The 25,232-nt window shown below is 62.9% G+C and carries 31 protein-coding genes; 17 read left to right on the plus strand and 14 right to left on the minus strand.

From position 1 onward, the window contains the following. Positions 1–107: 107 nt before the first annotated feature. The 16 genes from G410_RS0105670 (at position 108) to G410_RS0105740 (ending at position 13,870) form a co-directional block, all read left to right on the plus strand. Positions 108–857 carry a fatty acid desaturase gene (locus tag G410_RS0105670; protein ID WP_028971119.1) on the plus strand — a complete coding sequence of 250 codons (750 nt, stop codon included), beginning with the start codon at positions 108–110 and terminating at the stop codon, positions 855–857. Positions 858–867: 10 nt separating this feature from the next. After that, on the plus strand, positions 868–1,392 hold the full coding sequence (locus tag G410_RS0105675; RefSeq protein ID WP_022672685.1) for a sterol desaturase family protein: 525 nt from the start codon (positions 868–870) through the stop codon (positions 1,390–1,392). A 41-nt stretch (positions 1,393–1,433) separates the two neighbouring features. Continuing rightward, positions 1,434–1,784, plus strand: coding sequence for a DUF3147 family protein (locus tag G410_RS0105680; protein ID WP_022672686.1), 351 nt, complete (start codon positions 1,434–1,436; stop codon positions 1,782–1,784). Between the two features lie 16 nt (positions 1,785–1,800). Further along, complete coding sequence (locus G410_RS0105685; protein ID WP_022672687.1) at positions 1,801–2,712, plus strand: SMP-30/gluconolactonase/LRE family protein; 912 nt, start codon at positions 1,801–1,803, stop codon at positions 2,710–2,712. 135 nt (positions 2,713–2,847) lie between these two features. Next, a complete protein-coding gene (locus G410_RS0105690) occupies positions 2,848–3,402 on the plus strand; it encodes a PepSY domain-containing protein (RefSeq protein WP_022672688.1) in 555 nt (184 codons plus the stop codon). A gap of 105 nt (positions 3,403–3,507) precedes the next feature. After that, positions 3,508–4,215, plus strand: coding sequence for a CoA transferase subunit A (locus G410_RS0105695; protein ID WP_022672689.1), 708 nt, complete (start codon positions 3,508–3,510; stop codon positions 4,213–4,215). A 14-nt stretch (positions 4,216–4,229) separates the two neighbouring features. Continuing rightward, a complete protein-coding gene (locus G410_RS0105700; RefSeq protein ID WP_245559303.1) occupies positions 4,230–5,171 on the plus strand; it encodes a 5'-nucleotidase, lipoprotein e(P4) family in 942 nt (313 codons plus the stop codon). Positions 5,172–5,223: 52 nt separating this feature from the next. Continuing rightward, positions 5,224–6,099, plus strand: coding sequence for a hypothetical protein (locus G410_RS17345; RefSeq protein WP_156851864.1), 876 nt, complete (start codon positions 5,224–5,226; stop codon positions 6,097–6,099). Further along, positions 6,096–6,734 (plus strand): 3-oxoacid CoA-transferase subunit B, encoded by a 639-nt coding sequence (locus G410_RS0105710; protein WP_022672692.1) that lies wholly within the window; start codon positions 6,096–6,098, stop codon positions 6,732–6,734. The genes G410_RS17345 and G410_RS0105710 overlap by 4 nt, the downstream gene beginning before the upstream one ends. 48 nt (positions 6,735–6,782) lie before the next feature. Then, a complete protein-coding gene (locus tag G410_RS17950) occupies positions 6,783–6,926 on the plus strand; it encodes a hypothetical protein (protein ID WP_156851865.1) in 144 nt (47 codons plus the stop codon). A gap of 29 nt (positions 6,927–6,955) precedes the next feature. Continuing rightward, on the plus strand, positions 6,956–8,284 hold the full coding sequence (locus G410_RS15810) for a serine hydrolase domain-containing protein (RefSeq protein WP_022672693.1): 1,329 nt from the start codon (positions 6,956–6,958) through the stop codon (positions 8,282–8,284). Next, positions 8,281–9,156 carry an alpha/beta hydrolase gene (locus G410_RS0105720; RefSeq protein ID WP_022672694.1) on the plus strand — a complete coding sequence of 292 codons (876 nt, stop codon included), beginning with the start codon at positions 8,281–8,283 and terminating at the stop codon, positions 9,154–9,156. The genes G410_RS15810 and G410_RS0105720 overlap by 4 nt, the downstream gene beginning before the upstream one ends. Before the next feature lie 149 nt (positions 9,157–9,305). Beyond that, positions 9,306–9,536: a hypothetical protein gene (locus G410_RS0105725; protein WP_022672695.1), complete on the plus strand. Its 231-nt coding sequence runs from the start codon at positions 9,306–9,308 to the stop codon at positions 9,534–9,536. Between the two features lie 288 nt (positions 9,537–9,824). Further along, positions 9,825–11,306, plus strand: a complete 1,482-nt coding sequence (locus G410_RS0105730; protein WP_022672696.1) for a SulP family inorganic anion transporter — start codon at positions 9,825–9,827, stop codon at positions 11,304–11,306. A gap of 58 nt (positions 11,307–11,364) precedes the next feature. Then, entirely contained in the window at positions 11,365–11,988 is a 624-nt protein-coding gene (locus G410_RS0105735) for a glutathione S-transferase family protein (RefSeq protein WP_022672697.1), read from the plus strand. Positions 11,989–12,211: 223 nt separating this feature from the next. Continuing rightward, the gene (locus tag G410_RS0105740; RefSeq protein WP_022672698.1) at positions 12,212–13,870 is read left to right on the plus strand and encodes a thiamine pyrophosphate-binding protein; all 1,659 of its coding nucleotides are present in this window, start codon (positions 12,212–12,214) and stop codon (positions 13,868–13,870) included. A 175-nt stretch (positions 13,871–14,045) separates the two neighbouring features. Here G410_RS0105740 and G410_RS0105745 read toward each other — a convergent pair whose 3' ends face one another. Continuing rightward, positions 14,046–14,228 carry a CsbD family protein gene (locus tag G410_RS0105745; RefSeq protein WP_022672699.1) on the minus strand — a complete coding sequence of 61 codons (183 nt, stop codon included), beginning with the start codon at positions 14,226–14,228 and terminating at the stop codon, positions 14,046–14,048. A gap of 114 nt (positions 14,229–14,342) precedes the next feature. After that, positions 14,343–14,756, minus strand: a complete 414-nt coding sequence (locus tag G410_RS0105750; protein ID WP_022672700.1) for an EVE domain-containing protein — start codon at positions 14,754–14,756, stop codon at positions 14,343–14,345. 32 nt (positions 14,757–14,788) lie between these two features. Between G410_RS0105750 and G410_RS0105755 the strand changes: the two genes are divergently transcribed. Beyond that, complete coding sequence (locus tag G410_RS0105755; RefSeq protein ID WP_022672701.1) at positions 14,789–15,724, plus strand: isopenicillin N synthase family dioxygenase; 936 nt, start codon at positions 14,789–14,791, stop codon at positions 15,722–15,724. Between the two features lie 13 nt (positions 15,725–15,737). Here the strand turns inward: G410_RS0105755 and G410_RS0105760 are convergent, their stop codons facing one another. The 12 genes from G410_RS0105760 to ctaD form a co-directional block, all read right to left on the minus strand. After that, positions 15,738–16,379, minus strand: a complete 642-nt coding sequence (locus G410_RS0105760) for a fasciclin domain-containing protein (protein ID WP_028971122.1) — start codon at positions 16,377–16,379, stop codon at positions 15,738–15,740. Then, positions 16,379–17,149, minus strand: a complete 771-nt coding sequence (locus G410_RS0105765) for an SDR family oxidoreductase (protein WP_022672703.1) — start codon at positions 17,147–17,149, stop codon at positions 16,379–16,381. Before G410_RS0105765 ends, G410_RS0105760 begins: the two co-directional genes overlap by 1 nt. Next, positions 17,146–17,514 (minus strand): dihydroneopterin aldolase, encoded by a 369-nt coding sequence (locus tag G410_RS0105770; protein ID WP_022672704.1) that lies wholly within the window; start codon positions 17,512–17,514, stop codon positions 17,146–17,148. The genes G410_RS0105765 and G410_RS0105770 overlap by 4 nt, the downstream gene beginning before the upstream one ends. 76 nt (positions 17,515–17,590) lie before the next feature. Continuing rightward, complete coding sequence (locus G410_RS0105780; RefSeq protein WP_022672705.1) at positions 17,591–18,469, minus strand: class I SAM-dependent methyltransferase; 879 nt, start codon at positions 18,467–18,469, stop codon at positions 17,591–17,593. A 6-nt stretch (positions 18,470–18,475) separates the two neighbouring features. Beyond that, positions 18,476–19,873: a threonine synthase gene (gene thrC / locus G410_RS0105785; RefSeq protein WP_022672706.1), complete on the minus strand. Its 1,398-nt coding sequence runs from the start codon at positions 19,871–19,873 to the stop codon at positions 18,476–18,478. Positions 19,874–19,929: 56 nt separating this feature from the next. Next, positions 19,930–20,529, minus strand: coding sequence for an SURF1 family protein (locus tag G410_RS0105790; protein WP_022672707.1), 600 nt, complete (start codon positions 20,527–20,529; stop codon positions 19,930–19,932). Continuing rightward, positions 20,526–20,888, minus strand: a complete 363-nt coding sequence (locus G410_RS0105795; protein ID WP_022672708.1) for a DUF983 domain-containing protein — start codon at positions 20,886–20,888, stop codon at positions 20,526–20,528. The genes G410_RS0105790 and G410_RS0105795 overlap by 4 nt, the downstream gene beginning before the upstream one ends. Before the next feature lie 28 nt (positions 20,889–20,916). Beyond that, positions 20,917–21,738, minus strand: a complete 822-nt coding sequence (locus tag G410_RS0105800) for a cytochrome c oxidase subunit 3 (protein ID WP_022672709.1) — start codon at positions 21,736–21,738, stop codon at positions 20,917–20,919. Positions 21,739–21,797: 59 nt separating this feature from the next. Beyond that, positions 21,798–22,376, minus strand: coding sequence for a cytochrome c oxidase assembly protein (locus tag G410_RS0105805; protein WP_022672710.1), 579 nt, complete (start codon positions 22,374–22,376; stop codon positions 21,798–21,800). Further along, entirely contained in the window at positions 22,376–22,531 is a 156-nt protein-coding gene (locus tag G410_RS18170) for a hypothetical protein (protein ID WP_022672711.1), read from the minus strand. Before G410_RS18170 ends, G410_RS0105805 begins: the two co-directional genes overlap by 1 nt. Further along, positions 22,528–23,436 carry a heme o synthase gene (gene cyoE / locus G410_RS0105815; protein WP_051137229.1) on the minus strand — a complete coding sequence of 303 codons (909 nt, stop codon included), beginning with the start codon at positions 23,434–23,436 and terminating at the stop codon, positions 22,528–22,530. Before cyoE ends, G410_RS18170 begins: the two co-directional genes overlap by 4 nt. Before the next feature lie 100 nt (positions 23,437–23,536). After that, positions 23,537–25,219: a cytochrome c oxidase subunit I gene (gene ctaD / locus G410_RS0105820; RefSeq protein WP_022672713.1), complete on the minus strand. Its 1,683-nt coding sequence runs from the start codon at positions 25,217–25,219 to the stop codon at positions 23,537–23,539. Positions 25,220–25,232 lie beyond the last annotated feature (13 nt).

Below are 25,232 nucleotides of genomic sequence, written 5' to 3' on the forward strand. Positions count from 1 at the left end.
GCCGCATGGCCAGAGCACAAGCGCACTATGGCTGGCGCTGCCGCTAAATTGCCATGCCCGCTATGAACAGGGCCGGGTTATGCCTATGTAATGGCAAGATGACCGGCATGAACCTTTCCGCCACCCGGCGCGACGACGCGCGCTTGCAATCCGCGATCGGCCTGTCTCTGGCCGCTGGCATCTTTACGCTGTGGCTGGCCACGCATCTGCTGGGCATATTCGTTCTGGACCTGTCGGGCTGGAACTGGCTGTTGGCCGTGCCGCTGATCCTGGTGCAGACATGGACCTTTGTCGGCCTGTTCATCGTCGCGCATGATGCGATGCACGGATCGCTGGCACCCACGCACAAGCGACTCGGGGATCGCATCGGGCAGGCGCTGTTGCTGCTATATGCCGGTTTCGGTTGGCAAAAGCTGCGCGCCGCGCATTTCGATCATCACAAATATGCCGGCAGCGCGCGCGATCCGGATTTCGATGCCGATCATCCGCGCCATTTCGCGCCATGGTATCTGACCTTTCTGAAGCGCTATTTCGGGCTGGCCAGCTTCCTGTATGTCAATGCGGTGGTGGCGACCTATGTGCTGCTGCTCGGCGCGCGCGTGCCGAATGTCCTGCTGTTCTATGCCCTGCCCGCCATCGCCAGCAGTCTGCAGCTGTTCTACTTCGGCACCTATCGCCCGCACCGGCATGAAGATGATGGTTTTGCCGATCGCCACAATGCCCGATCGCTGGGCTATTCCTGGGCGGCATCACTTTTCAGCTGTTTCCATTTCGGCTATCATCACGAGCATCATCTGGCACCTGGCATACCCTGGTGGGGCCTGCCCGGTCGCTATCGTGCGCAACAGGACGATTGAACACCGGCTTATGTATTTTCTGAACGAGATCCTGCCCAAGATCCTGATCGTGCTGGCCAGCGCGCTGGCGATGGAATGGGTCGCCTGGGCCAGCCACAAATATATCATGCACGGCTTCGGCTGGGCCTGGCACCGTGACCATCATGAGCCGCATGACAACAAGCTGGAAAAAAACGATCTGTTCGGCATCTTCGGTGCGGCCCTGTCGATCGCCCTGTTCGCCCTCGGCAATCCTGCCGTGCTGGGCGATGCCGCCTGGCCGCCGGCGTTCTGGATGGCGGTGGGCGTCATGCTTTACGGGCTGATCTACACCTTCATTCATGACGGAATCGTGCATCAGCGTTTCTTCCGCTATGTGCCGCGCGGCGGCTATGCCAAGCGCCTGGTCCAGGCCCATCGGCTGCACCATGCCACCATCGGCAAGGAAGGCGGCGTCAGCTTCGGCTTCGTATTTCCGCGCAACCCGGCCAAGCTGAAAGCCGAGCTGGCCAAGCAGCGCGATAGTGGCAAGGCCCGGCTGCGCAGCAACGCCTGATGGCTGGGCTTACGCCGGCATTATAGCGACCGGAAGAGGGCATGATCTATTTCTGGCTCAAGGCATTGTTGTCCGGCGTGATCATCGCCCTGGTGTCGGAAATTGCACGGCGCTTTCCCGGCCTTGGCGGGCTGATCGCCTCCCTGCCGCTGATATCGGTGCTGGGCATGGTCTGGCTATGGCGCGACAACCCGGATGCCGGCACCATGGCTGCGCACAGCTATGCCACATTCTGGTTCGTGCTGCCCTCGCTGCCGATGTTCCTGCTCATTCCCTTTCTGCTCCATCGGGACTGGAATTTCTGGGCGGCGCTCGCATCGGGTTGCGTCCTCACCGTCACGCTCTACGCTGGCATGATAAGGCTGGCGCCAAGGATCGGCCTGGAATTCTAGAGAGAGGATCATTGCCATGGATATCGTCGCCAGCGGACTTCGCTTTCCCGAGGGACCCGTGGCGATGGATGATGGCAGCGTCATCCTGGTCGAGATCGAGGCGGGCTGCATCACGCGGGTGAAGCCGGATGGGACCAAGCAGACGGTAGCCGAACCGGGCGGCGGCCCGAACGGCCTGGCGATGGGGCCCGACGGAAAGCTCTATTGCTGCAACAATGGCGGGTTCGACTGGGTGCGCGGCGACGGCATGCTCGCCCCCCACGGAATCGCTCCGAATTATAGCGGCGGGCGGATCGAGCGGATCGATATCGAGACCGGCGCGGTGGAGGTGCTGTACAAGAGCGGCGATCATGGCTGCACCCTGCGCGGGCCGAACGACATCGTGTTCGATGCGCATGGCGGCTTCTGGTTCACCGATCATGGCAAGCAGGACTTTTCCACGCGCTGCCATGACATCGTCGGGATTTTTTACGGCAAGACCGACGGCAGCCATCTGGAGGAGGTGATCTTTCCCTCCAACAATCCCAACGGCATCGGCCTCTCGCCCGACGGCAACACCCTCTATGCGGCGGAAACCTACACCTGCCGTCTGATGAAGTTCAACATCGTCGCGCCGGGCAAGGTGGATGATGCGGCGGGCCCCGGCGGGCCGGGCATCCCCGTCTACCGCCCGGCCGGATACAAATTCTTCGATTCGCTGGGCATGGAGGAATGCGGCAATATCTGCGTCGCCACCATCGGCGAATGCGGCATCAGCGTCATCTCGCCCGAAGGCGAACTAGTGGAGTTCGTGGCAACGGACGACATCTTCACCACCAATATCTGCTGGGGCGGCGCGGATCGGAAAACCGCCTATATCACGCTGTCCGGCACCGGGCGGTTGGCCAAAATGGATTGGGCGCGGCCAGGGCTGAAGCTGGCCCATTAAAGCCAGCCGATTCGACGCGCTGGCCCGGCACCCCCGGCCAACACGGCAAAGTTAATATGGATTAAGTTTGGTTTGGCAGACTGTTTGCAGTAGCGCTTGCAGTAGCCGCCTGTCTTCTTGGAAAGCCCTACCCCCATGAACAAGATCAAGCTGCGCCGCACGCTCGTCAGCGTGCATCTTTATATGGCGGCCTTGCTGGCGCCGGCCTTCCTGCTGGTGGCCATCAGCGGTGGGCTCTATCTGGCGGAAGTGGAAGGCTCGGCATCTGAGACCGCCCTCCCCGTCCCGGCAGGCTTGGTGCTGCAGGGCGACGATCCGGCGCTGGAAACCAAGGTGCGCGCCTATCTGGCCGCCGCCGATGTCGATGTCAGCTTCGATTATCTGCGCACGCGCGGCGATTCCATCAGCACGCGCCCCACCTCGCGTGATCATGTGCAGTTCGAAACCAAGGACGGAGGCACCACGGCCACGCTGGTGCAGCCGGATCTGCTCAATAGCATGATGGAGCTGCACAAGGGCCATGGGCCGCAGATTTTCCGCTATTTCGGCATCCTCATGGGCATCGCGCTGTTCTTTGTGGTGGTCGGCGGACTGATCGTCGGCCTGCTGGCGCCCGGCTATCGCAAGCAGACGATCTGGACCGCTGTGGCCGGCAGCGCGCTGTTCGGCTGGCTCGCCCTGTTCGGCTGATCATGGTCGGCTGATCGGGTCGGCGCCACCTCCGATTGATTTGACGCGCGGGCGGGGCTAGTCCGGCAGGCATATTCTTTTCCGCACGAAGAAAGAGCCAGCCCCATGCAGAAAATCTACGCCGATGCCGCCGCCGCCCTGGAAGGCGTCCTGTTCGATGGCATGCAGATTTGTGCGGGCGGCTTCGGGCTTTGCGGCATTCCGGAACGGCTGATCGATGCGATCCGCGATGCGGGCACCAAGGATCTCACCATTGCCAGCAACAATGCCGGCATCGACAATGAAGGCCTGGGCAAGCTGCTGCGCACCAAGCAGGTCAAAAAGATGATCAGCAGCTATGTCGGCGAGAACAAGGAATTCGAACGCCAGTTCCTGTCCGGAGAGCTGGAGGTGGAGTTCTGCCCGCAGGGCACGCTGGCCGAACGCTGCCGGGCTGGCGGCGCGGGCATTCCCGGCTTCTATACACGCACCGGCGTCGGCACCACGATTGCGGAGGGCAAGGAGCACAAGGATTTCGACGGCGAGACCTATATCCTCGAACGCGGCATCTTTGCCGATCTGGCCATCGTGAAAGGCTGGAAGGCGGACAAGTCCGGCAACCTGATGTTCCGCAAGACCGCGCGCAACTTCAACCAGCCGATGGCCACCGCCGGCAAGATCTGCATCGCCGAAGTGGAGGAGATCGTCGAAGTCGGCCAGCTCGATCCGGACTGCATCCATCTGCCCGGCGTCTATATCAACCGCCTCATCTGCGGCGCGCCCTATGACAAGAAGATCGAGTTTGAAACCGTGCGGGAACGCGAAGACGCGTGACGCGGCGCAAGACGATGCACCGCTTATTTCGCAAGACCGGCGCGCTCTCGGCGCTGGCGCTGACCGGCATGACGCTATCGGGCTGCGTGCTGCAGGCCGCCAGCGCCGTGCCCTCCATCATGCAGGCCGCCGCTGCCGCGCGCGGCACGCGGCAGCCTGCCCCGGATCTTCCGCTGCCGCCAAGCCCGCCAGCCGGGCAACAATGGCTGTACGGCTCCGCCGAAGGCACGATCGCCACGCGCCAGACCTATGACGCGCTGACCCGCTTCGCCCTGGCCCGCGCTGCCGATCGCCCGGCGCAAAGCGTGGTGCTGAGCGATGGACCGGGGATCGATGCCGGCTTTATGCCATGCGATGACAAACCGCTGGCAGTGCTGTTCGACGCGGATGAAACGCTCATCTGGAATCTAGGGGCGATGCGGTGGTTCGCCGAGAATGACCGCGAATTCGATCCTGCGATCTGGAGCGAATGGGAACGCACCGGGGCGGGCAAATCGGCCGCTATGCCGGGCGCCGTAGAGGCGCTGCAAAAGCTGCGCGCGGCGGGCATCACCATCGTCGCCAACACCAACCGCCGTGCCGATACGGCAGCCGGCACGGTCGCAACATTGCGCGCAGCGGGGCTTGGCGATTTCGAGCATGGCCGCACGCTGTTTCTTTCGGGTGACGACGATGGCGGTTCGAAAAAGGACGGCCGCCGCGCCACCATCGCCGCGCAATATTGCGTCATCGCCATGGCAGGCGATCAGCTGGGCGATTTTTCGGACGTCTTCAACGCCCCCAGCCTCAGCCCGCGCGAACGCAAGCTGATCGCCACCCGCCCGCCGGTCGACCAACTGTGGGGCGCAGGCTGGTTCCTGTTCGCCAATCCGCTCTACGGCCCATCAATCCGCGGCACTTTCGACGATATTTATCCCGCGGAAAGCCGCTGGGCGCCGGACGCCGATGCTCCATAGGCGCGCGGCCTCCGGAACCGGAAAACGACTGGCGGCGACAGCATTGATCGCCATGACATCGCTGCTGTCAGGCTGTGTGGCGGCCGCGCTGCCGATCGCCGCGGCAGGCCTTTATGGCGGCAAACAGCTGATCGGGCGCGATCTGGAAGAACGTGCCCCGCCCATTGGCCGCAGCGCCCTGTCCCGAGGGTCCATCCGCGACGGCGAGACGCTGAAGTTGCTAGACCTTACCGCCTTGCCTGAACCGGACTCGCGCAACCAGCAATCGGCTTCGTCACCGGCATTGCCGGGAGATGCCATCGAAGGCGCGGACTATTTGGCCGCTTTCATCGAGCAGGCCGGTCGCCGTCAGCAGGCCGGGGAAATCGGACAGTCGGTCGTGCTGATGCCGGACACCGACCCGGCAAGCCCGCAAGTCACCTTGTGCGACGGCCTGCCCTATGCCTTTCTGGTGATGCTGGACCGGCAGGCCGCCGCCGGATCGTCCGATACCATGCTCCCGGTCTTGCTGGACGCGGTCGAGACCGCCCGCGAAGCCGGCCTGACCGTGCTGTTCAGCATCGACGCGCCGCGCACCGATGCGGATATCATCGCAGCAGCTCTGGCACGGTCCGGGCTTGGCCCTGTAGCGCATGGCAGCACGCTGTGGCTGGTCGGCGATCGCGGAACAGGCGACAGCGACGCGCTGCGATGGAAGATCGCCAGCAACTATTGCGTCGTGGCCATGATCGGGCATCGACCGACCGATTTCTCGCTGATCTATGGCCGCTATCCCGATGAAAGCTTCAGCGCCAGCAGCATCGGCAGCCTTTGGAACGCCGGCTGGTTTCTGTCTTCCGAGCCTCTTGCGATTCCGGCGCAGACCGGCCAATCGCTGGAGCAGAACGCGGCTATGCCCGCATCCGCCGCTAATGGAGAACGACAATGACCTGGGACCGCAATCAGATGGCCGCCCGCGCGGCGAAGGAGCTGGAGGACGGCTTCTACGTCAATCTGGGCATCGGCATTCCCACGCTGGTCGCCAATCATATTCCGGACGGCGTGGAAGTGACGCTGCAGTCCGAAAACGGCCTGTTGGGCATTGGCCCCTTTCCGCTGAAGGAAGATGTCGACGCGGATCTGATCAATGCCGGCAAGCAGACCATCAGCGAGCTGCCCAACACCGCCTATTTCGGATCGGAGCAGAGCTTTGCCATGATTCGCGGCGGGCATATCGATCTGGCGGTTCTGGGCGCGATGGAAGTGGCCGAAAATGGCGATATCGCCAACTGGATGATCCCCGGCAAGATGATCAAGGGCATGGGCGGCGCCATGGATCTGGTGGCGGGCGTGAAGAAGATCATCGTGGTGATGGATCACAACGCCAAGGACGGCAGCCCGAAGTTCATCCCCGAATGCACCCTGCCGCTAACCGGCACCAATGTGATCGACATGATCATCACCAATCTGGCGGTGTTCCAGCGGCCCGACCGCGAGAGCCCGTTCAAGCTGGTCGAACTGGCCCCCGGCGTGACGGCGGACGAGGTTGCCCAGAAAACGACCGCGAAGTACCTTGCCGATTGAGCGGGCATCGCGCCGGGGCCGACTGTTGGCCCAGAAAGGGGTCTGGACGTGATCGACAGAGCTGCAAGCTGGTTCGCCGCCAGCCGCGCACGGCAGTGGGCGGTAGCGCTCATCACATTGCCCCCGCTGCTGTATGCGGCGCTGGCGCTCGGGCGACTGGCCGGATCCTGGTCCGCGCAACCGCTTGGCTGACGAGATTGGGCGTATAGATTTTGGGTGACATGACATTATCGCGGCGGGTGGCCTATGCCATTGCTGCGGCGGCCCTGCTGCTGATTGCCTTTACTTTCTACCGCGCCTTTGCCGGTTCGGACGAGAGCTGGGCACCGGTCGCCAAATCGTCGATCGCCAAGCCGCCCCCGCCCTTGCCGACCGAGCCGGCGCTATGGACCGGGCGGATCAACTATCGGGCGCTCGACAGCCGCCTGCAGACGCTGGCCGCCCAGCCGCAGATGGTCGGGCTGGCCGTGGCGATCATCGAAGACGGACGATTGAGCTTCGTCAAAGGCTATGGCGTCACCGATTTCGAAAGCGAGACGCCGGTCGATCCGGCTACGGTGTTCCGCTGGGCCTCGCTGTCCAAGGGGGTGGCCGGCACGCTGGGTGCAAAACTGGCGTCCGAAGGCAAGTTGTCGATGGACGATACGGTGGCGCAATGGGGCAGCACGCTGCGCCTGCCGGGCGGCGCCGAACAGCAGCTGACCGTGGGCCAGCTCCTCTCGCACCAGACGGGCCTGACCAAAAATGCCTTTGACGGGCGGCTGGAGGGCGGAGACAATGCCGCCGAGCTGCGCATGCGGCTGGCGCAGGCCCCGCTGCAATGCCAGCCGCAGACCTGCCACAGCTATCAGAACATCGCCTTCGATGCTGCCAGCGAGATCGAGAGCAAGGCGGGCGGCGCGCTGTACGATCAGCTGGTGGAAGAGCAGCTGTTCAAGCCGCTGGGCATGAAGCGCGCGGGCGTGGGCATGGCCGCGCTGACCGGCGCGGCCCATTGGGCCAAACCGCATCGCGGGCATGTTGAGCGGACGTTGTCCGATGCCTATTTCCGCGTGCCGGCCGCCGCCGGGGTCAGCTCCAGCATCGTCGATCTGGAGCGGTGGATGGAGGCACAGATGGGGATGTGGCCCAAGGTGCTCTCCCCCGCCGTGCTGAACGAGGCGCACCGCGTGCGCGTGGACACCCGCCGGGTCTATGGCGGGGCGATGTCCCGCGCGCTGGAAAATCCGGGCTATGGTCTGGGCTGGCGCAGCTTCACCTATCAGGGGCATCTGCTGCAGGGGCATAGCGGTGCGGTCGATGGCTATCGCAGCACCATGATCTACGATCCGGCCGCCAAGACCGGCGTGGCCATGCTGTGGAACAGCAATTGGGGCCGCCCCTTCGCCTTCCCGCTGGAAGTGCTGGACGATTATTATCGCCTGCCTGTTACCGACTGGCTGGACCTGCCCGTCAGCGCCACCCCGCCTGCGGGGACCGCAGAGGGTGACGGCAATCTGATCGACGGGCTGACCGGCAAGGCCCCACGCGCCACGGAGACGAAACAATGACATCGTTCGTTCGCATGCTGGGCGGCGCGTTGCTGCTGGCGCTCACCGGCTGCACGGCCCCCGGCCTGCTCAACAGCGTCGACGGGATCAGCGGCGGCGGCAAGGGCGTGACCCGCGTGGCCGAGGGCGTGGCCTTCGGCACGCATGGGCAGAAGCTGGACGTCTGGACCCCCGAGGCCGCGCCGCAGGCCATGGGCGGCAATCCGGTGGTCATCTTCTGGTATGGCGGCGGCTGGGCGGACGGCAAGCGGCAGGATTATGGCTTCGCCGCGCGCGCTTTTGCCGCGCAGGGCTTCACCGTGGTCCTGCCGGATTATCGCAAGGTGCCGGACGTGCGCTACCCCGCGTTCGTCGAGGATGGCGCGCAGGCGCTGGCATGGACGCGCGCGAATATCGCGCAATATGGCGGCGATCCGCAGCGCATCGGCGTCAGCGGCCATAGCGCCGGGGCCTATATCGCGGTGATGCTGGCGCTCGATCCGCGCTGGAACGCGGCGGCGGGCGTGCCGGACGGCACGATCAAGGCGGGCGTCGGCCTCAGCGGGCCCTATGATTTCTATCCGTTCGACCAGCAGCGTGCCATCGACGCCTTCGGCCAGGCCAGCGACCCGAAGGACACGCAGCCGATCAATCATGTCAGCGGCAAGGCCCCGCCCCTGCTGCTGGTGACATCGACAAACGATACGCTGGTGCGGCCCTATAACACGGAAAATCTGGCCAAGGCGCTGTCAGCGGCAGGGGCGACGGTGGAAACGAAAAACTATCCCGGCCTCACGCATGAGGAAGTCGCCATGGCGCTGAGCGCCACCTTCCGCAGCAAAGGCCCCGTTCTGCAGGATAGCGCGGCGTTCCTGAAGGCGCAGATGCCCTAGGCCGCGTGGACAAGTTCTTTCCACGGTTTCCCTGTCCGCTATCGCCGCTTTCTTTGCTTAAACCGGCCGTTCGGCTAACGACCCTTTTGCGGACATATGCCAATTGAGCCATCGTGGGGCGATCGACGTCTTGCCTGGGGAGCGGACCAATGCTGTTTTATCGACTGACGGACGAAGAGGCCAAACGGAATCAAATAGGTCTTTTCATCGGCGTTCCTATTGTTTTTCTGATTGCCGACGGGCTGAAACGCACCAACGGAACAACAATCGGATACGGTTTCGTCGCTTTCATGACGGTACTCTATGTCTTGCTACTCTGGCAAATCTCGACATCACGGCGTCTCAATCGGTCAGAACGGGACAGCAACACGCACGACTGATCGAACTCCCCGCTACATGCGTTCCGTCCGTGTTGAACGTAAGTCAGCAAACCACCCCATTCCAGTCATAGTCCCGTGGTTTTAAGGCCGCCCGATAGCGGACGATCGATGCGGACGGAATTTGAAAGCGGACTAGGCTTCGTCTCGCGATGCTAGCGACATGGGCCGCGGCTTGCCTTTCGCGGTCCCCAGCCTTATTGGTCAGCCGCGCTGCAGTGCAGCAAATCCGACATTTCCGTGCCAAAGCGCCGGCCCCGCCTGCGCCACACCCAGAGCTGCGAGCCCGACATGCCCATCCAGAACAACATCCGCCGCGACTGGCTGAGCAATCCGAAGACCGAATTTCTCGCCGGCCTCGTCGTCGCGCTGGCGCTGATTCCGGAAGCGATCGGTTTCGCCATCATTGCGGGCGTCGATCCGCGCGTGGGGCTTTATGCCAGCTTCTCAATCGCGGTCATCATCAGCTTTACCGGTGGCCGCCCGGGCATGATCAGCGCGGCCACCGCCGCCGTGGCCGTGCTCGTGATCCCGCTGGTGCGCGATTATGGCGTGGAATATCTGTTCGCCGCGACCATTTTGATGGGCATATTCCAGGGCATCGCCGCGCTATTGCGGCTGGACCTGCTGATGCGCTTCGTCTCGCGTTCAGTCATCACCGGTTTCGTCAACGCGTTGGCGATCCTGATCTTCATGGCGCAACTGCCGCAGCTGACCGGCGTGGGCTGGGAAACCTATGCCATGGTGCTGGCGGGCCTTGCCATCATCTACGGCCTGCCGCGCATCACCAGCATCGTGCCCGCGCCGCTGGCAGCCATCGTGCTGCTCGCCATCGTCGCAATCGTCTTCAATGTGGACGTGTTCAAAGTGGGCGACATGGGCGCGCTGCCGGACAGCATCCCGCTATTTCATCTGCCGCAGGTGCCGCTCACGCTGGAAACGCTGCAGATTATCGCTCCCTATGCGCTGGCCATGGCCGCCGTCGGCCTGCTGGAGAGCCTGCTCACCGCGTCCATCGTCGACGATATGACTGAGACGCGCAGCAACAAGCAGCGCGAGACGCTGGGCCAGGGCATCGCCAATTTCGTCACCGGCTGGATCGGCGGCATGGGCGGCTGCGCCATGATCGGCCAGTCGGTCATCAACGTGAAGTCCGGTGGCCGCCGCCGCCTCAGCACCTTTGTCGCCGGATCGATGCTGCTGTTCCTCATCGTGGTCCTCGGCCCGTGGGTTGCGCGTATTCCGATGCCCGCGCTCGTCGCCGTCATGATCTTCGTCTCCATCAGCACCTTTCGCTGGCAGAGCTTTATCGAGATTCGCCAGCATCCCTGGCAGTCGAACATCGTCATGCTCGCCACCGTGTTCACCGTGGTCTGGACGCATGACCTGTCGATCGGCGTGCTCGTCGGCGTGCTGCTGAGCGGCATCTTCTTCGCCGGCAAGGTGCGCCAGCTAATGACCATCACCAGCGAACGCGAGGGCGCGACCCGCCGCTACACCCTCACCGGCCAGATCTTCTTTGCCAGCGCCGACCGCGTGACCGAAGCCGCCTGGTTCAACGAGGACGGCGTGGACAACGTCATCATCGACGTCACCCACGCGCATTTCTGGGACATTTCGTCCACCGGCGCGCTCGACAAGGTGGTGCTACGCCTGCGCGCCGAGGGCAAGCAGGTGGAGGTCATCGGCCTCAACGAAGCCAGCGCGACGATGGTCGAAAAGTTCGGCGAGCATGACAAGCCGTTCGAAAGCTACGGGACGGTGGGGCATTGAGCTTCTAACAGCTGCTATCATCTGCCAAGGTGGTGCCAACTTAGTGAAAGGCCCATCCATGATCATCCTCCACCATCTCCGCATTTCCCGCTCGTCGCGCATCATCTGGCTGCTGGAGGAGCTGGGGCTGGACTATGATCTGAAATGCTATGACCGCACGCCGGAATTCCGCGCGCCGCCGGAACTGTCCGATATCCATCCGCTGGGCAAGGCGCCCACGGTCGAGGTGGATGGCCGCGTGATGGTGGAGAGCGGGGCGATCATCGAATATCTGGTCGAACGGCATGGCGGCGGCAGGCTGGCGGTGCCGGACGAGGAGCGCAGCGCCTATCTGGAATGGCTGCACTTTGCCGAGGGCACGCTGGCCATGCCGCTGATCCTCAATTCGCTCAAACCCATGTTCGGCGGTTTTGGCGAGCGGCTGGAGGGCTTCGTATCCGCCGAAGTGACCAAGCTGCTCGATTATATGGAAGCGCATATGGCGGGCCGCGACTGGCTGCTGGGCGGCACATTCAGCGGCGCGGACATCAATATGGGCTATCTGGTCGAGCATATGCAGGCGACCGGGCTGCTGGACAGCCGCCCCAATCTGGCGGCCTATCGCGCGCGGCTGATGGCGCGGGACGGCTACAAGAAGATGATCGAATTGGGCGGGCCGCTGCGTCCGCCTGCAAAGGGGTAAGCAGAAGGCTTTACCGCCGGTCGTCATGGCGGGGGAGAAGCGCGGCCCCTTCTCCCCTGCCCTTTCCTTGTAGGAATTCTTCTGTCACTCCGGATCGCATGACTCGTCGCTTACCTTCCTCAAGCCTGTTCGCGCCCCATGGCGGGCGGCCTGCGGGGGGAGACGAAAACGCATCAGAACAGTGTGAACCACTGTGAACCACCGTGAAGCACCGGAGACCTTTATGACCCGCACCGGCGGCCAGATCCTTGTCGACCAGCTCCGCATTCAGGGCTGCGACCGTATTTTCACCGTGCCGGGCGAAAGCTTCCTCGCCGTGCTCGATGCCTTGCATGACGAGCGCGGCGACGACGCCATCCAGACCGTGGTCTGCCGGCAGGAGGGCGGCGCGGCGTTCATGGCGGCGGCGGACGGCACCATGACCGGGCGGCCCGGCATCGCCTTTGCCACCCGCGGCCCCGGTGCCACCAATGCCTCGATCGGCGTGCATGTGGCGATGCAGGACAGCCAGCCGATGATCCTGTTCATCGGCGATGTGGACCGCGAGATGCGCGGGCGCGAGGGCTTTCAGGAAATCGACTTTCCCGCCATGTTCGCGCCGCTGGCCAAATGGTCCGCGCGGATCGAGAGCGCCGCGCGCATCCCCGAATATGTCGCGCGCGCTTATGCCGTCGCCACGTCCGGCCGCCCCGGCCCCGTGGTGCTGGCGCTGCCCGAGGATATGCTGCGCGACGAGGTCGAGGTGCCCGATCGTCCGCTGGTCGTACCGCCAACCCAGCCGCTATGCGCCGATGCCATGCTGGCGCTGGTCGAGCTGCTGAACGAGGCGACCGACCCTGTGTGCATCATCGGTGGCGCGGGCTGGAACGCCAAGGCGCGGCATTATTTCGCCGAATGGGCCGAGCGGCTGGGTCTGCCCGTTGCCACCGCCTTCCGGCGGCAGGACGCGATCGACTGGCAGAGCCCGGTCTATGCCGGCAATCTGGGCTATGGCCCGAACCCCAAGCTGATCGAGCGTATCAAGGCGGCCGATCTGGTGATTGCCGTGGGCGCGCGGCTGGGCGAGGCGACGACCGACGGCTATGCGGTGATCACGCCCGACCATCCGGACCAGATTTTGGTGCATGTCCACCCCGATCCGGACGAGCTGAACAGCGTGTACCGCACCGATCTGCCGATCTGCGCGGGCATGGACGAGTTCGCCGAACAGGCCGCGCTTTGGGAGGATGAGCTCTACAGCTTCGATGCGGGCGCGCAGGCCCATGCCGAGTGGCTGGCGTGGAACGATCCGCAGCCCAATGGCGCAGCGCTGGACCTTGGCCTTGGCGTGCAGGCGATGCGCGAAAGCTATCCGGCGGACACCATCATCTGCAACGGCGCGGGCAATTTCAGCGGCTGGTGGCACCGTTATTGGCGCTATGGCGACATGCCGAGCCAGCTGGCCCCCACCGCCGGCGCCATGGGTTATGGCGTCCCAGCCGCCGTCGCTGCCGCCATACGTTTTCCCGAACGCACGGTGGTTGCGGTGGCCGGAGACGGCGATTTCCTGATGAACGGACAGGAACTGGCAACGGCGGCGCAATATGGCGCGGATCTGCTGGTCATCGTGGTCGATAATGGCGGCTATGGCACCATCCGCATGCATCAGGAGCGCGAATATCCAGCGCGGCTGTCGGGCACACAGCTTACCAATCCGGATTTCGCCGCGTTCGGCGCGGCCTTCGGCGCAAAGGTCTGGACGGTCGAAACGACGGAGGCGTTTGTCGAGGCGCTGGAAGCCGCACGCGAAACCGGCGGCATCCGCCTCATCCACGCCCGCACGGAGATGGAAACCCTTTCCGCAGGCGGTGCCACGGTGACCGGGTTGCGAAACCGCCAGTAGCCTGCTTTGCGAATCGCGCGAGCTGGCTATTGGCTCTCGAGGCAAGACGATTGGCGTGCAACGCGGCAGGTCGATGCGCGATGCACAGTACAGGTCCGGAAGCGTTCCGGCAGCCCAAATGAAAAGCCGCCCCAAATCGGAGCGGCTTCTCAATAGCTTTCAAGGAAGGTAAAGATCAGATGTCGTCGCCGAGAGCGCCCTTGACTTGGCCTTTTACCTGCTGGCCTTTGCCCTTGGCCTCCTGTGACTTGCCTTCCGCTTCAAGGTCATGATTGTCGGTCGCGTCGCCAATCCCGCTCTTGATCTTGCCGGCAGCTTCGTTGGCATTGCCTTTGATCTTGTCGGTAAGTTCACCCATGGAAATTTCCTTTGCTTGTGGGAAGCCGATATTGACTTTCACCCAATCAAACGGGCGCTCCTTCCAACTGTTCCGGCCATTTGCGACGAACGGTTAGCCGCAGATGGCAGATCTTCACGCTTCTGCCATGCTCAGGATGCGCGCCCATTCCGACGGACGAACCGGCGCAACGGAAAGCCGGGACTGCCGGATGATGGCCATGTCCGACAGGCCGCCCTCTCCTTTCATCGCCCGCAGCGAAACGGGGCGAGCGAGCGGACGCACAGGCTCCACGCGCACCGCAGGCCAGCTGCCACCATCATCGGTGGGATCGGGGAAGGCCGCCGCGCTAATCCGCATGATGCCGACGGCGGCCGGTGTGGCCACGGCGCTATGATAGAACAGCGCTTCATCACCCACCGCCATGGCGCGCAAATTGTTCGCCGCCTGATGGTTGCGCACGCCTTCCCACACAGCCGTGCCATGCCGGACAAGGTCGTCCCAGCCATATTCGGCAGGCTCCGACTTCATCAGCCAAAATTGGGGCATGAAAATATCCTTCCATTTGCTAATAGCGTGGCATGACACAGATACCGCTGATTTCACTGAACGCCACCGACCCCGATGCGCTTGGCGACGCGCTGGGCAACAGCTTTCGCACCTATGGCTTTGCGATGGTCAAGGACCATGGGCTCGATGCCGCGCTGATCGACCGGGCCTGGCACCTGACCGAGAAACTGTACGAGCAGGACGATGCCGAGAAGCGCCGTTTCCACAATCCGGACATTGGCGGGGCGCGCGGCTACACGCCGTTCAAGACCGAAATTGCCAAGGGCGCGGCGCATCATGACCTGAAGGAATTCTGGCATGTCGGCCGTGAGCTGCCTGAAGGGCACAAGCTGGCCGATTCCATGCCGCCGAACATCTGGCCGGATCGGCCGGATGGCTTCCGCGACGTCTTCACGCAATTATTTGCGGACATGGACGGCATTGGTGCGCGCATTCTGTCTTCCATCGCACGCTATCTCGATCTGCCCGCCAACTGGTTCGATGCCGCGATCGAGGACGGCAACAGCGTGTTGCGCCTGCTGCATTATCCCCCGATCGAGGGAGACCCGGAAGGCGCCATCCGCGCCGGGGCCCATGAGGATATCAATCTGATCACGCTGCTGCTGGGCGCCGAGGAAGCCGGTCTGGAAATTCTGGGCAAGGATGGGGAATGGATTGCGGTCGACCCGCCGGAAGGCGCGCTGGTGGTGAATGTCGGGGACATGCTGCAGCGCCTGACCAATCACGTGCTGCCGTCGACCACGCACCGGGTGCGCAACCCGGCGGGTGAACGCGCCCATCATCATCGCTATTCGATGCCTTTCTTCCTGCATCTGCGCTCCGACTTCCCGATCGAAACGCTGCCCGGATGCGTCAGCGATGATCGGCCGAACCGCTATCCCGAGCCCATGCTGGCCGATGACTATCTGATGGAGCGTCTGCGCGAGATTGGCCTGGTGAAGGGCTAGACCGCGTCGGCGGTCACGGGACGAGCACGCTCTCCAGAGCATGCACGACCCCGTTGGTCGCCTCGATATCGGTGGCGGTCACCAGCGATGCGCCGCCGCCCTGCTCTTCCACATTCAGGACGTTGTTGGCCGCGGACGGCACCATCTCCGCGTCCTGCTCGTTATTGGCGCTGGGCTTTTCCGTCATGTTCAGATCGCTGCGCGTCAGCGTGAGCGGCTTGCCCGCCAGCGTCTGATAGCTGGTCGATCCCCCCGAACGATTGATGGCCTCGCCAAGATCACGGGCGCTCGCACGCCCCACCAGGATATGCGCGGAGACAAAAGCCGCCAGCGCCTCACGCTGAGCAGGATCGATCAGCTCCGCCCGGCGCGCGGGGCTAAGCTTGTCGAACGCGCTGTCCGTTGGCGCGAAAACGGTAATCGGTGCCTTCCCCGAAACGCGCGGCGCCAGACCGGCTTGCCGCACAAGATCGGCGAAGATCGTGAAGTCGGGATGATTGCGCATAGTGGTGAGCGCATCGGTCAGCACGATCGCATGGACCTCCGGCGTGCCACTTGCCTTCACCTGCGCGGCAGGGTCGCCGCCCTCGATCGGATCACCGCCACAGGCGGAGAGCGCTGCGGTGACAAGGAGAAGCGTTGATAACCGCCGCATCATTCCGGCTTCATGTGCACGAAATCGCGATCGAACTGCTTCAGATGCGCGCCGCCATCCACATAGACCGTTTGCCCCGTCACTGCCCGCGCCTGCGCCAACCAGGCGACGGCATCGGCAATGTCTTCCGGATCGGGCAGCAGGCCAAGCGGCATCTGGGTGGCGATATAGTCCAGCTGATCCTGCTCGTAATCGTCCGTGGGCAGAACCAGGCCAGGCGCCACACCGCACACGCGCGCATGAACGCCAAAGGAGATCGCCAGGGTGCGCACGGATTCGGCCAGCGCCTGCTTCGACAATGTATAGCTCAGCTGATCGCGCGGTGGATTGCGCACCCGCTGATCCAGAATGTGCACGATGGCCGGGCGTGCGCCATCGGCAGCCTTTACTAGCGATCGGGACAGCAGAACCGGTGCAAAGATATTGGTCGCGAACTGCTCGTGCAGATCATTGCCTTCGATGCTTTGCCAGTCGTCCTGGGCAAATTGCGACACGCAATTGACCAGCAGATCCGGCACCTGACCGTAATGCGCCCTCACCTCGGCAATCAGGCCGTCGACCTGATCGCTGTCGGCCAGATCGCAATCGAACACATGCCAGCTGGTCTGTTCACGCTGCAGCACGGCCTGCAAGGCCTCTTCCGGCGCGCTGCCGCTATGACTGGTTAGCGCCAGCGCATAGCCCTCTGCCGCCAGCCGCGCCGCAATTGCCGCACCGACGCGCTTGGTCCCGCCGGTCACGATGGCGAGCTTTCGTCCGGTCCCGGTCATGCGCGTTGCCGTTCCAGCGTGATGCCGATAGCCTCACCGGCTTCGGCAATGGCCAGTTTGATGATCTTTACCGTCACCCGCTGCACACGCTCATCGCCCTGCATTACGCGCGCGATGATATGATCGGCCACCGCTTCGACCAAGGTGAAATGCACGTTCTGCGGAAGCTCGGTCGCCGCGTCGCGCAGATCCATATAGTTTTTGGAGGCGGATAGCGGCGTGCCCGGTTCGTATCGCGGCTCCAGCGACAGCTCCGCCGTTATGGAAATGCGGAGCGGTTGCGGCAGATGCGTCTCTTGGCTGTAGATGCCGGTGAGCACATCCACATCGAGATCATGCACTTCAAGGGTGAGACGATCGGTCACGCTATGTCATTCTCCTGCTGGAATTGGCATCGCCTCGTTTCGGCGTAAAAGCCCTGTAGGCAAAGCATATGGAGCATCACCCCTGCCGGCTCCAACGCGCGAAGATCGCCGTCGGCAGCAGTCGCCCACGCGCTTCCTCGCGCACGGCGAGCTCACCGAACTCCACCTTTCCGGGCAGATCGCCGAAATGATCCTCCATCAACCCGCCGATCGCCAGCGCGGACATGCGCACGGCATAGGCGGTCAGGAAACAGAACTCGCTATCGGCGTCGAGCAGCGCACGGCAGTCCGCGATCAGGCCGGGCAGATCGCGTTCCAACTGCCAGATTTCCCCGCCAGGCCCGCGGCCATATTTGGGCGGATCGAGAATGATCCCGTCATAGCGGCGTCCACGCCGCACCTCGCGTCCGGCGAACTTGGCGGCATCCTCGACGATCCATCGTACCGGCCGATCCTCCATGCCGGAAAGCGCGGCATTATCGCGCGCGGCATTTACCGATTTCTTCGACGCATCGACATGCACCATGCGGGCCCCGGCAGCGGACAGCGCCAAGGTGCCAACGCCGGTATAGCCGAACAGGTTGAGGCATTCCGGCTCCGCCTTGTCTGCGATCAGGCCACGCATCCAGGTCCATACGGTCGCCATGTCCGGGAAATAGCCGAGATGCCGAAACGGCGTACAATGGGCGGCAAAGGCCAGCTCTTCCCAGCCGAGCGTCCACTGTCCTTCCGCGCGCCCGCTGCCATGCTCCCAGCGACCGCCGCCGTCCTCATCCGCGCCGGGCACGAATTCGGCATCGGCCTGCCAGTCGTCCGAAGCCGGTGACCACATGGCCTGCGGCTCGGGCCGGATGACCCGGATATCGCCATAAGCCTCCAGCTTGCGGCCCCCGCCACTATCCAGCAGCCGGAAATCGGCGCGCGGTTCGGCAATCATGGTGATGAAATCGGACATGGAATGTCAGGCCGACGGAACGGCACGCTCCGTAATATAAGCTTTCACCACGTCATAATCGGCGGGCAGAATATCGAGTCGCTCCTCGCGTTCGAACAGATGGCCGACCCGCAAGGGCAAGGCCGGGCGAACGCCGGTCGCCCGTTCCACGGTCTCGCGAAACTTGGCCGGATGGGCGGTGGCAAGGGTAACCACGGCAGTGTCTTCCGGCAGATCGGCCACCCGTGCCGCGTGCAGACCGGCGGCGGTATGCGGATCGATCACTTCGTCGCACTGTTCATGAGCCCAACGCATGGCAGAGGACATGTCATCGGCGTCCGCCCTGCAGGAAGAAAAGAGCGCGACCTTGTCCAGCATCTCCCGCGGAATGGTCATGCGGCCACTTTGGTCGAAATCCGCCATGCGCGCGTTGGTCTTGGCGCCATCGCGCCCTTCCATGTCGAACAGCAGACGTTCGAAATTGCTGGCGATCTGAATGTCCATACTGGGCGCGCCGGTCGCTTCCACGGCACCTTTGGAATAATCCCCCTGGCTGAAGGCGCGGTGCATGATGTCGTTGTTGTTGGTCGCCACGATGATACGCTCGATCGGCAGGCCCATCTGCGCTGCAGCGTAACCGGCAAACGCATCGCCGAAATTGCCCGTCGGAACGGAAAAGGCGACGCGCCGGCTGGGCGCGCCCAGCTGTATCGCTGCCCAGACATAATAGACGATTTGCGCCATCAGCCGCGCCCAGTTGATCGAATTTACGGCGGAGATGGAGAATTTTGCACGCATGTCCTCGTCCCCGAAGATGCGCTTCACCATCGCCTGAGCGTCATCGAAGCTGCCCTCGATCGCGATATTGTGCACATTCGGCGCATGGATGGTGGTCATCTGCCGGCGCTGTACGTCGGTAATCCGGTCATGCGGGTGCAGCATGAAAATCTCGATCCGCTCGCGTCCGGCCAGCGACTGGATGGCCGCCGACCCGGTATCTCCGGAGGTAGCGCCCACAATCGTCAGCGCCTTGCCGGACCGGGCCAGAAATGTTTCGAACAAGCCGCCCAGCATCTGCAGCGCGACATCCTTGAACGCCAATGTGGGGCCATGAAACAGCTCAAGCAGCCAGTGCGCGCCGTCCAGCTGGACCAGCGGCGTGATGGCATCATGCGCAAATCCGCCATAAGCCGTCGAGCAGAGGCTGCGCAGCTCGTCCTGCGTCAGCGCATCGCCCACGAAAGGTGTCATGACCCGCACCGCGGTCTCGACATAGCTGAGACCGCGCAGGGACTCGAAATCTGCGGCGCTCCAACGCGGCCATTCGCGCGGAACATACAGCCCGCCATCGGACGCCAAACCCGCAAGCGTCACCTGCTCGAAATCGAGCGCCGGCGCGCTCCCCCTGGTGCTGATATAGTCCATGCTGCCCCGACTAGCCTTGCGGCGGCGCAGCGGCAAGATGGTCCCTGCCGGAAGGGCTAGCGCGCCGCGCCCTCATGGGGCTTGGCGTCACGCTGCTTGCGCCGCACCGCCAGCACAAAAATGACCGCCGCGATCAGGGCGAACAGAAACCACTGAATGGCATAGGACAGATGATTGTTGGGAATATCCTTGGGCGACGGGCGTGCGAGCGTCTTCGTGCCGGGAATGGCGCCGTCGGACACCAGCTTGATGCGATCGCCAAAGGGGGCGATCATTCCGTCGACCACGCCGCCGGTCCATTGCGGATGATCTGGCCGCGCCGTCCAGCCGACCGCCACGGCGGCACCGGGGCCTTCTGCTCCACCGGTCCGGCATTCGGCGATCTGCATGAAACCGGCCTCACCCTGCGCGCTGCGGCCGCTGATGGTTTGCCAATCGGTCACGCTGATGCAGTTTACCGAAGATCGGCGGTAAAGCATCGGATCGCCCGGCGGCAGCGTGGCCTGCCAGCTTACCGGCGGCAAATCGGCGGCGGCCGCATATTGGGCCAGAAGCGCTTCCTTCTCGCCCTTGCGTTGCAACTGCCAGATGCCAAGCCCGATCATCAGCGCAATCGCCGCGCCCACGATGATGGTCGCCACGGCGGGGAATTTCATCCCGTCCGGCCCTCGCCGGCATCGTTGCGATATTCCAGATAAAGCATCGCAGCCTTGGTACCGCGCAGCGATAGGATCGTGGCCGCCGTGGCCAGCGGCACCCACAGGATGATATGAACCCAGAAAGGCGGCGAAAAACTCAGCTGCACGATAATTGCCAGCGCCACGAACACGGTGCCGATTAGCAGGATCAGCGCAGCGGACGCGCCATCGCCCACGTTAAACTTTTCGAAGTTAAGCCCGCATTTTGGGCAGGTTTTGGAAAATTGCAGCACGCCAGCGAAAAGGGTCTGCGCTCCGCAGCGCGGACACAGACCCTTCAAACTTGCAGCCAGAAATTCCGGCGGCGTTTCAGCCATCAGGCTGCGCCGCCCAGGGGCGCGGTGATCATCCGCCGTAAACCGGCGCGCCCCAGCCGCCCCACACATAGATCACGATGAACAGGAACAGCCATACGACGTCGACGAAATGCCAATACCAGGCCGCCGCTTCGAAACCGAAATGCTTCTTGGGCGTGAAATCGCCCTTCAGCGCGCGGACGAAGCAGACGATCAGGAAGATCGTGCCGATCAGCACATGGGCGCCGTGGAACCCCGTCGCCATGAAAAAGGCCGAGCCATAGTTCAGGCCGGAAAAGGCGAAGGGTGCCTCGATATATTCCACCAACTGGAAGGTCGAAAAGGCCAGGCCCAGGATGATGGTCAGGCCAAGCCCGCGAATCAGGCCCTGCCGATCGCCGTGGATCATCGCATGATGCGCCCAGGTGACGGTGGTGCCGGAGCACAGCAGAATAAGCGTATTGAGCAGCGGCAGCTTGAGCGGATCGAGCACTTCCACGCCCTGCGGCGGCCACTGGCCACCAATCACTTCGGCAGCCGATGGGAAAAGCGAGAAATCGAACCAGGCCCAGAACCATCCGACGAAGAACATGACTTCGGAGGCAATGAACAGGATCATGCCGTAGCGCAGATGCAGCTGCACCACCGGCGTGTGATCGCCTGCATGGCTTTCGGCGATCACATCCGCCCACCAGGCAAAGAAAGTGTACACCAGCCCCAGCGCGCCAGCACCGAAGATCAGCGTGCCATAAGGCATGTCATGCATCCAGCGCACGAGGCCAAAGAACATGACCATGGCCGAAACACTGCCAATCAGCGGATTGGGCGAGGTCGGCAGGATATGATAATCGTGGTTCTTTGTACCGGACATGTCGTGTCGCTTCCCTCGTGGTCCTTCAAGTGCTCTGCGGCGCTGTTGCTTCAGCAGCCTTAGCCGCCCTGTTTATCCGGGTCTACCGGGTAGAATGTATAGCTCAGCGTGATTTCTTCGACCGACTGGGTATCCGGATCGGTCGCGATCTTCGGGTCGATGTAGAAAATCACCGGCATCCTGACCTGCTCGCCGGGCTGCAGCGTCTGCTGGGTGAAGCAGAAACACTGGATTTTGGTGAAATATTTGCCCGCCTGCGCCGGTGTCACATTATAGGTGGCGGTGCCGGTCACCGGGCGGTTAGATTTGTTCTTGGCGATGAAGATCGCCAGATCCCGCGCACCGACGGTGGCGGTGTCCGTGGTTTGCTCAGGCTTGAAATCCCATGGCAGATCATCACGGTGATTCGCATCGAAGCGCACCTGGATCGTCTGACCTTTGACCGCCTGCGAAAAATCGAGTTCGCTGGCTTCCGCCCGGCTCACCGTACCGTTCAGACCGGTCACCTGACAGAAAAGACGGTAAAGCGGGGCCGACGCGAAGCCCATGCCGACCATGCCCAGCGCCACGCCGCCCATGACGATGCCGACGCGCTTGTTCCGCCGCTCCCGCTGCTTGTCAGGTTGCACGCCGCCCATCAAAGCCAGCCTCCGACCTTCACGACGGTGATGGCGAAAAAGAGCACGGCAAGCGCCACGAGCAGCACTGCCAGGATATTCGCCCGCGATTGCTGGCCGGCGCGCACGCGCTGCGATTCTTCCCGCGTCAGGGGCCGATCTTCATGGTCGGTCATGCGAAAAACATCCGATCTGCCGCCAGCAGGGCAAAGAGAAGAAAAAGATAGAGAATGGAGAAGGCGAACAGCCGCTTCTCCGGCTTCATCGCCGCGGTGTCTTCCGTCTGGTTTCGAAAGACCAGCAGCGCGTTCACGAGAAATATGGCGGTCAGGCCAACCGATCCTGCCAGATACAAGGTGCCGGCCAGTCCCAGGAGCGACGGCGCGATCGCGGCGGCGGCCATGGGAAAACTGTAGAGGAACACCTGCAAGCGGGTGGCCTTGCGCCCCTTGACCACCGGCAGCATGGGCACGCCAGCCTCGGTATAATCCGAGTTCATGAACAGCGCGAGCGCCCAGAAATGCGGCGGCGTCCACAGAAAAATGATGGCGAACATGAGGAACGGCAGCAGCGTGATGTCCCCGGTCACCGCTGCCCATCCGATCACGGGCGGGAACGCGCCGGCCGCGCCGCCGATGACGATATTCTGCGGCGTCGCGCGCTTCAGCCACATGGTATAGACCACGGCATAGAACCAAATCGAAAAGGCCAGCAGACCGGCGGAGAACCAGTTGACCGCCAGCCCCATGGTGCCGACGGAAAATCCCGCCAGAATCAGCCCGAATTGCAAGGCGGCCTCACGGCCCATGCGCCCAGCCGGAAGGGGCCGCCCGCGCGTGCGCTTCATCTTGGCGTCGATATCGCTCTCATACCATTGGTTGAGCGCGCCGCTCGCCCCTGCCCCTACGGCGATGCACAGGATCGCGGTGAAGCCAATGATGGGATTGATGGTGCCTGGCGCCGCCAGAAGGCCGCACAGCGCGGTAAAAACCACAAGGCTCATCACCCGCGGCTTGGTAAGGGCCCAGAAGTCCCGCCATTCGGACGGCATCGCGATATCGCGGGCGGCCACACCGGTCATAGCAAAAGGTTTCTCACCGATATTCATGCGTTTCCCAAAAGCACGTTGGGCCGGACATTACGCCCGGCCCCCCGATCTGTAAAAGCTCCGAAGACCTGCCTCACTTGATGTGCGGCAATGTCTCGAACTGGTGGAACGGCGGCGGGCTGGTCAATGTCCATTCCAGCGTCGTCGCGCCCTCACCCCAGGGATTTCCTTCCGCCCGGCGGCCGGCCGCCAGCGAGTAGATGATGTTGATCAGGAAGATGGCCACGCCAGCCGCCATGATAACATATCCGAACGAGGCGATCTGGTTGAAATAGGCAAAGGCGGCAGGATAGTCCGGAATACGGCGTGGCATGCCGGACTGGCCCAGGAAGTGCATGGGGAAGAACAGCACGTTCACGCCAAGGAAGAACACCCAGAAGTGCAGCTTGCCGAGGAATTCATTGTACATCTTCCCGCTCATCTTCGGGAACCAGTAGTAGAAGCCAGCAAACAGGCTGAACACCGCACCCAGCGACAGCACATAGTGGAAATGGGCGACCACATAATAGGTGTCATGAAGCGCATCGTCGATGCCGCCATTGGCCAGCACAACGCCCGTTACGCCGCCAACCGTGAACATGAAGATGAAGCCCAGAGCCCAAAGCATGGGCGTCTTGAAGCTGATCGAGCCGCCCCACATCGTTGCGATCCAGCTGAAGATCTTGATGCCCGTGGGCACCGCGATCACCATGGTCGCCGCCGTGAAGTACATCTTCACGTTCACGCTGAGTCCGGTGGTGAACATGTGGTGCGCCCAGACGACAAATCCGATCACGCCGATCATCACCATGGCATAGGCCATGCCGAGATAGCCAAACACGGGCTTGCGGCTGAACGTGGCCACGATCTGGCTGATCATGCCGAACCCGGGCAGGATCATGATGTACACTTCGGGGTGACCGAAGAACCAGAACAGATGCTGATAAAGCACGGGATCACCACCAGCAGCGGCATCGAAAAACGCACCGCCAAAATTACGATCGACCAGCAGCATGGTGATGGCCGCGGCCAGAACGGGCAGCGCGAGCAACAGCAGGAATGCCGTGACCAGCACCGACCACACGAACAACGGCATCTTGTGCAGCGTCATGCCGGGGGCACGCATATTGAGGATGGTGGCGATGAAGTTGATCGCGCCGAGGATCGACGCCGCACCGGCAAGGTGGAGGGAGAAGATCGCCATATCCACTGCCGGACCGATCGAACCGGACGTCGAAAGCGGTGCATACACCGTCCAACCCGTGCCCGCACCGAGACCCGTGCCGCCGGGCACGAAGCTGGAGCCGAGCAGCATGACGAAGGCCACCGCCGTCAGCCAGAAGCTGACATTGTTCATGCGGGGGAACGCCATATCCGGCGCACCGATCATGAGCGGAATGAACCAGTTGCCGAAGCCGCCGATCATGGCGGGCATGACCATGAAGAACACCATGATCAGGCCATGGGCCGTGATCAGCACGTTCCACATATGATAGGCTTCATCCAGGCTGGCGGCACCTTGGCCCGCCATGGAATTGTGCCAAGTAGCCCAGGTCTGCAGATACTGGATGCCAGGCTCCGCCAGTTCGGCGCGCATCAGGCCGGAAATCGCACCGCCGATAACACCCGCCATGATGGCGAAGATCAGGTACAGCGTGCCGATATCCTTGTGGTTGGTCGACATGAACCAACGCGCAAAAAAGCTCGGCTTGTGGTCTGCATCATGGTGATCGCCCTCATGGGAGAAATCACCGGGGGTCGCAGCTATGGTCGTCATGGCTCTGGCTGTC

This window comes from Novosphingopyxis baekryungensis DSM 16222 (assembly GCF_000420305.1).
GTDB lineage: Bacteria > Pseudomonadota > Alphaproteobacteria > Sphingomonadales > Sphingomonadaceae > Novosphingopyxis > Novosphingopyxis baekryungensis.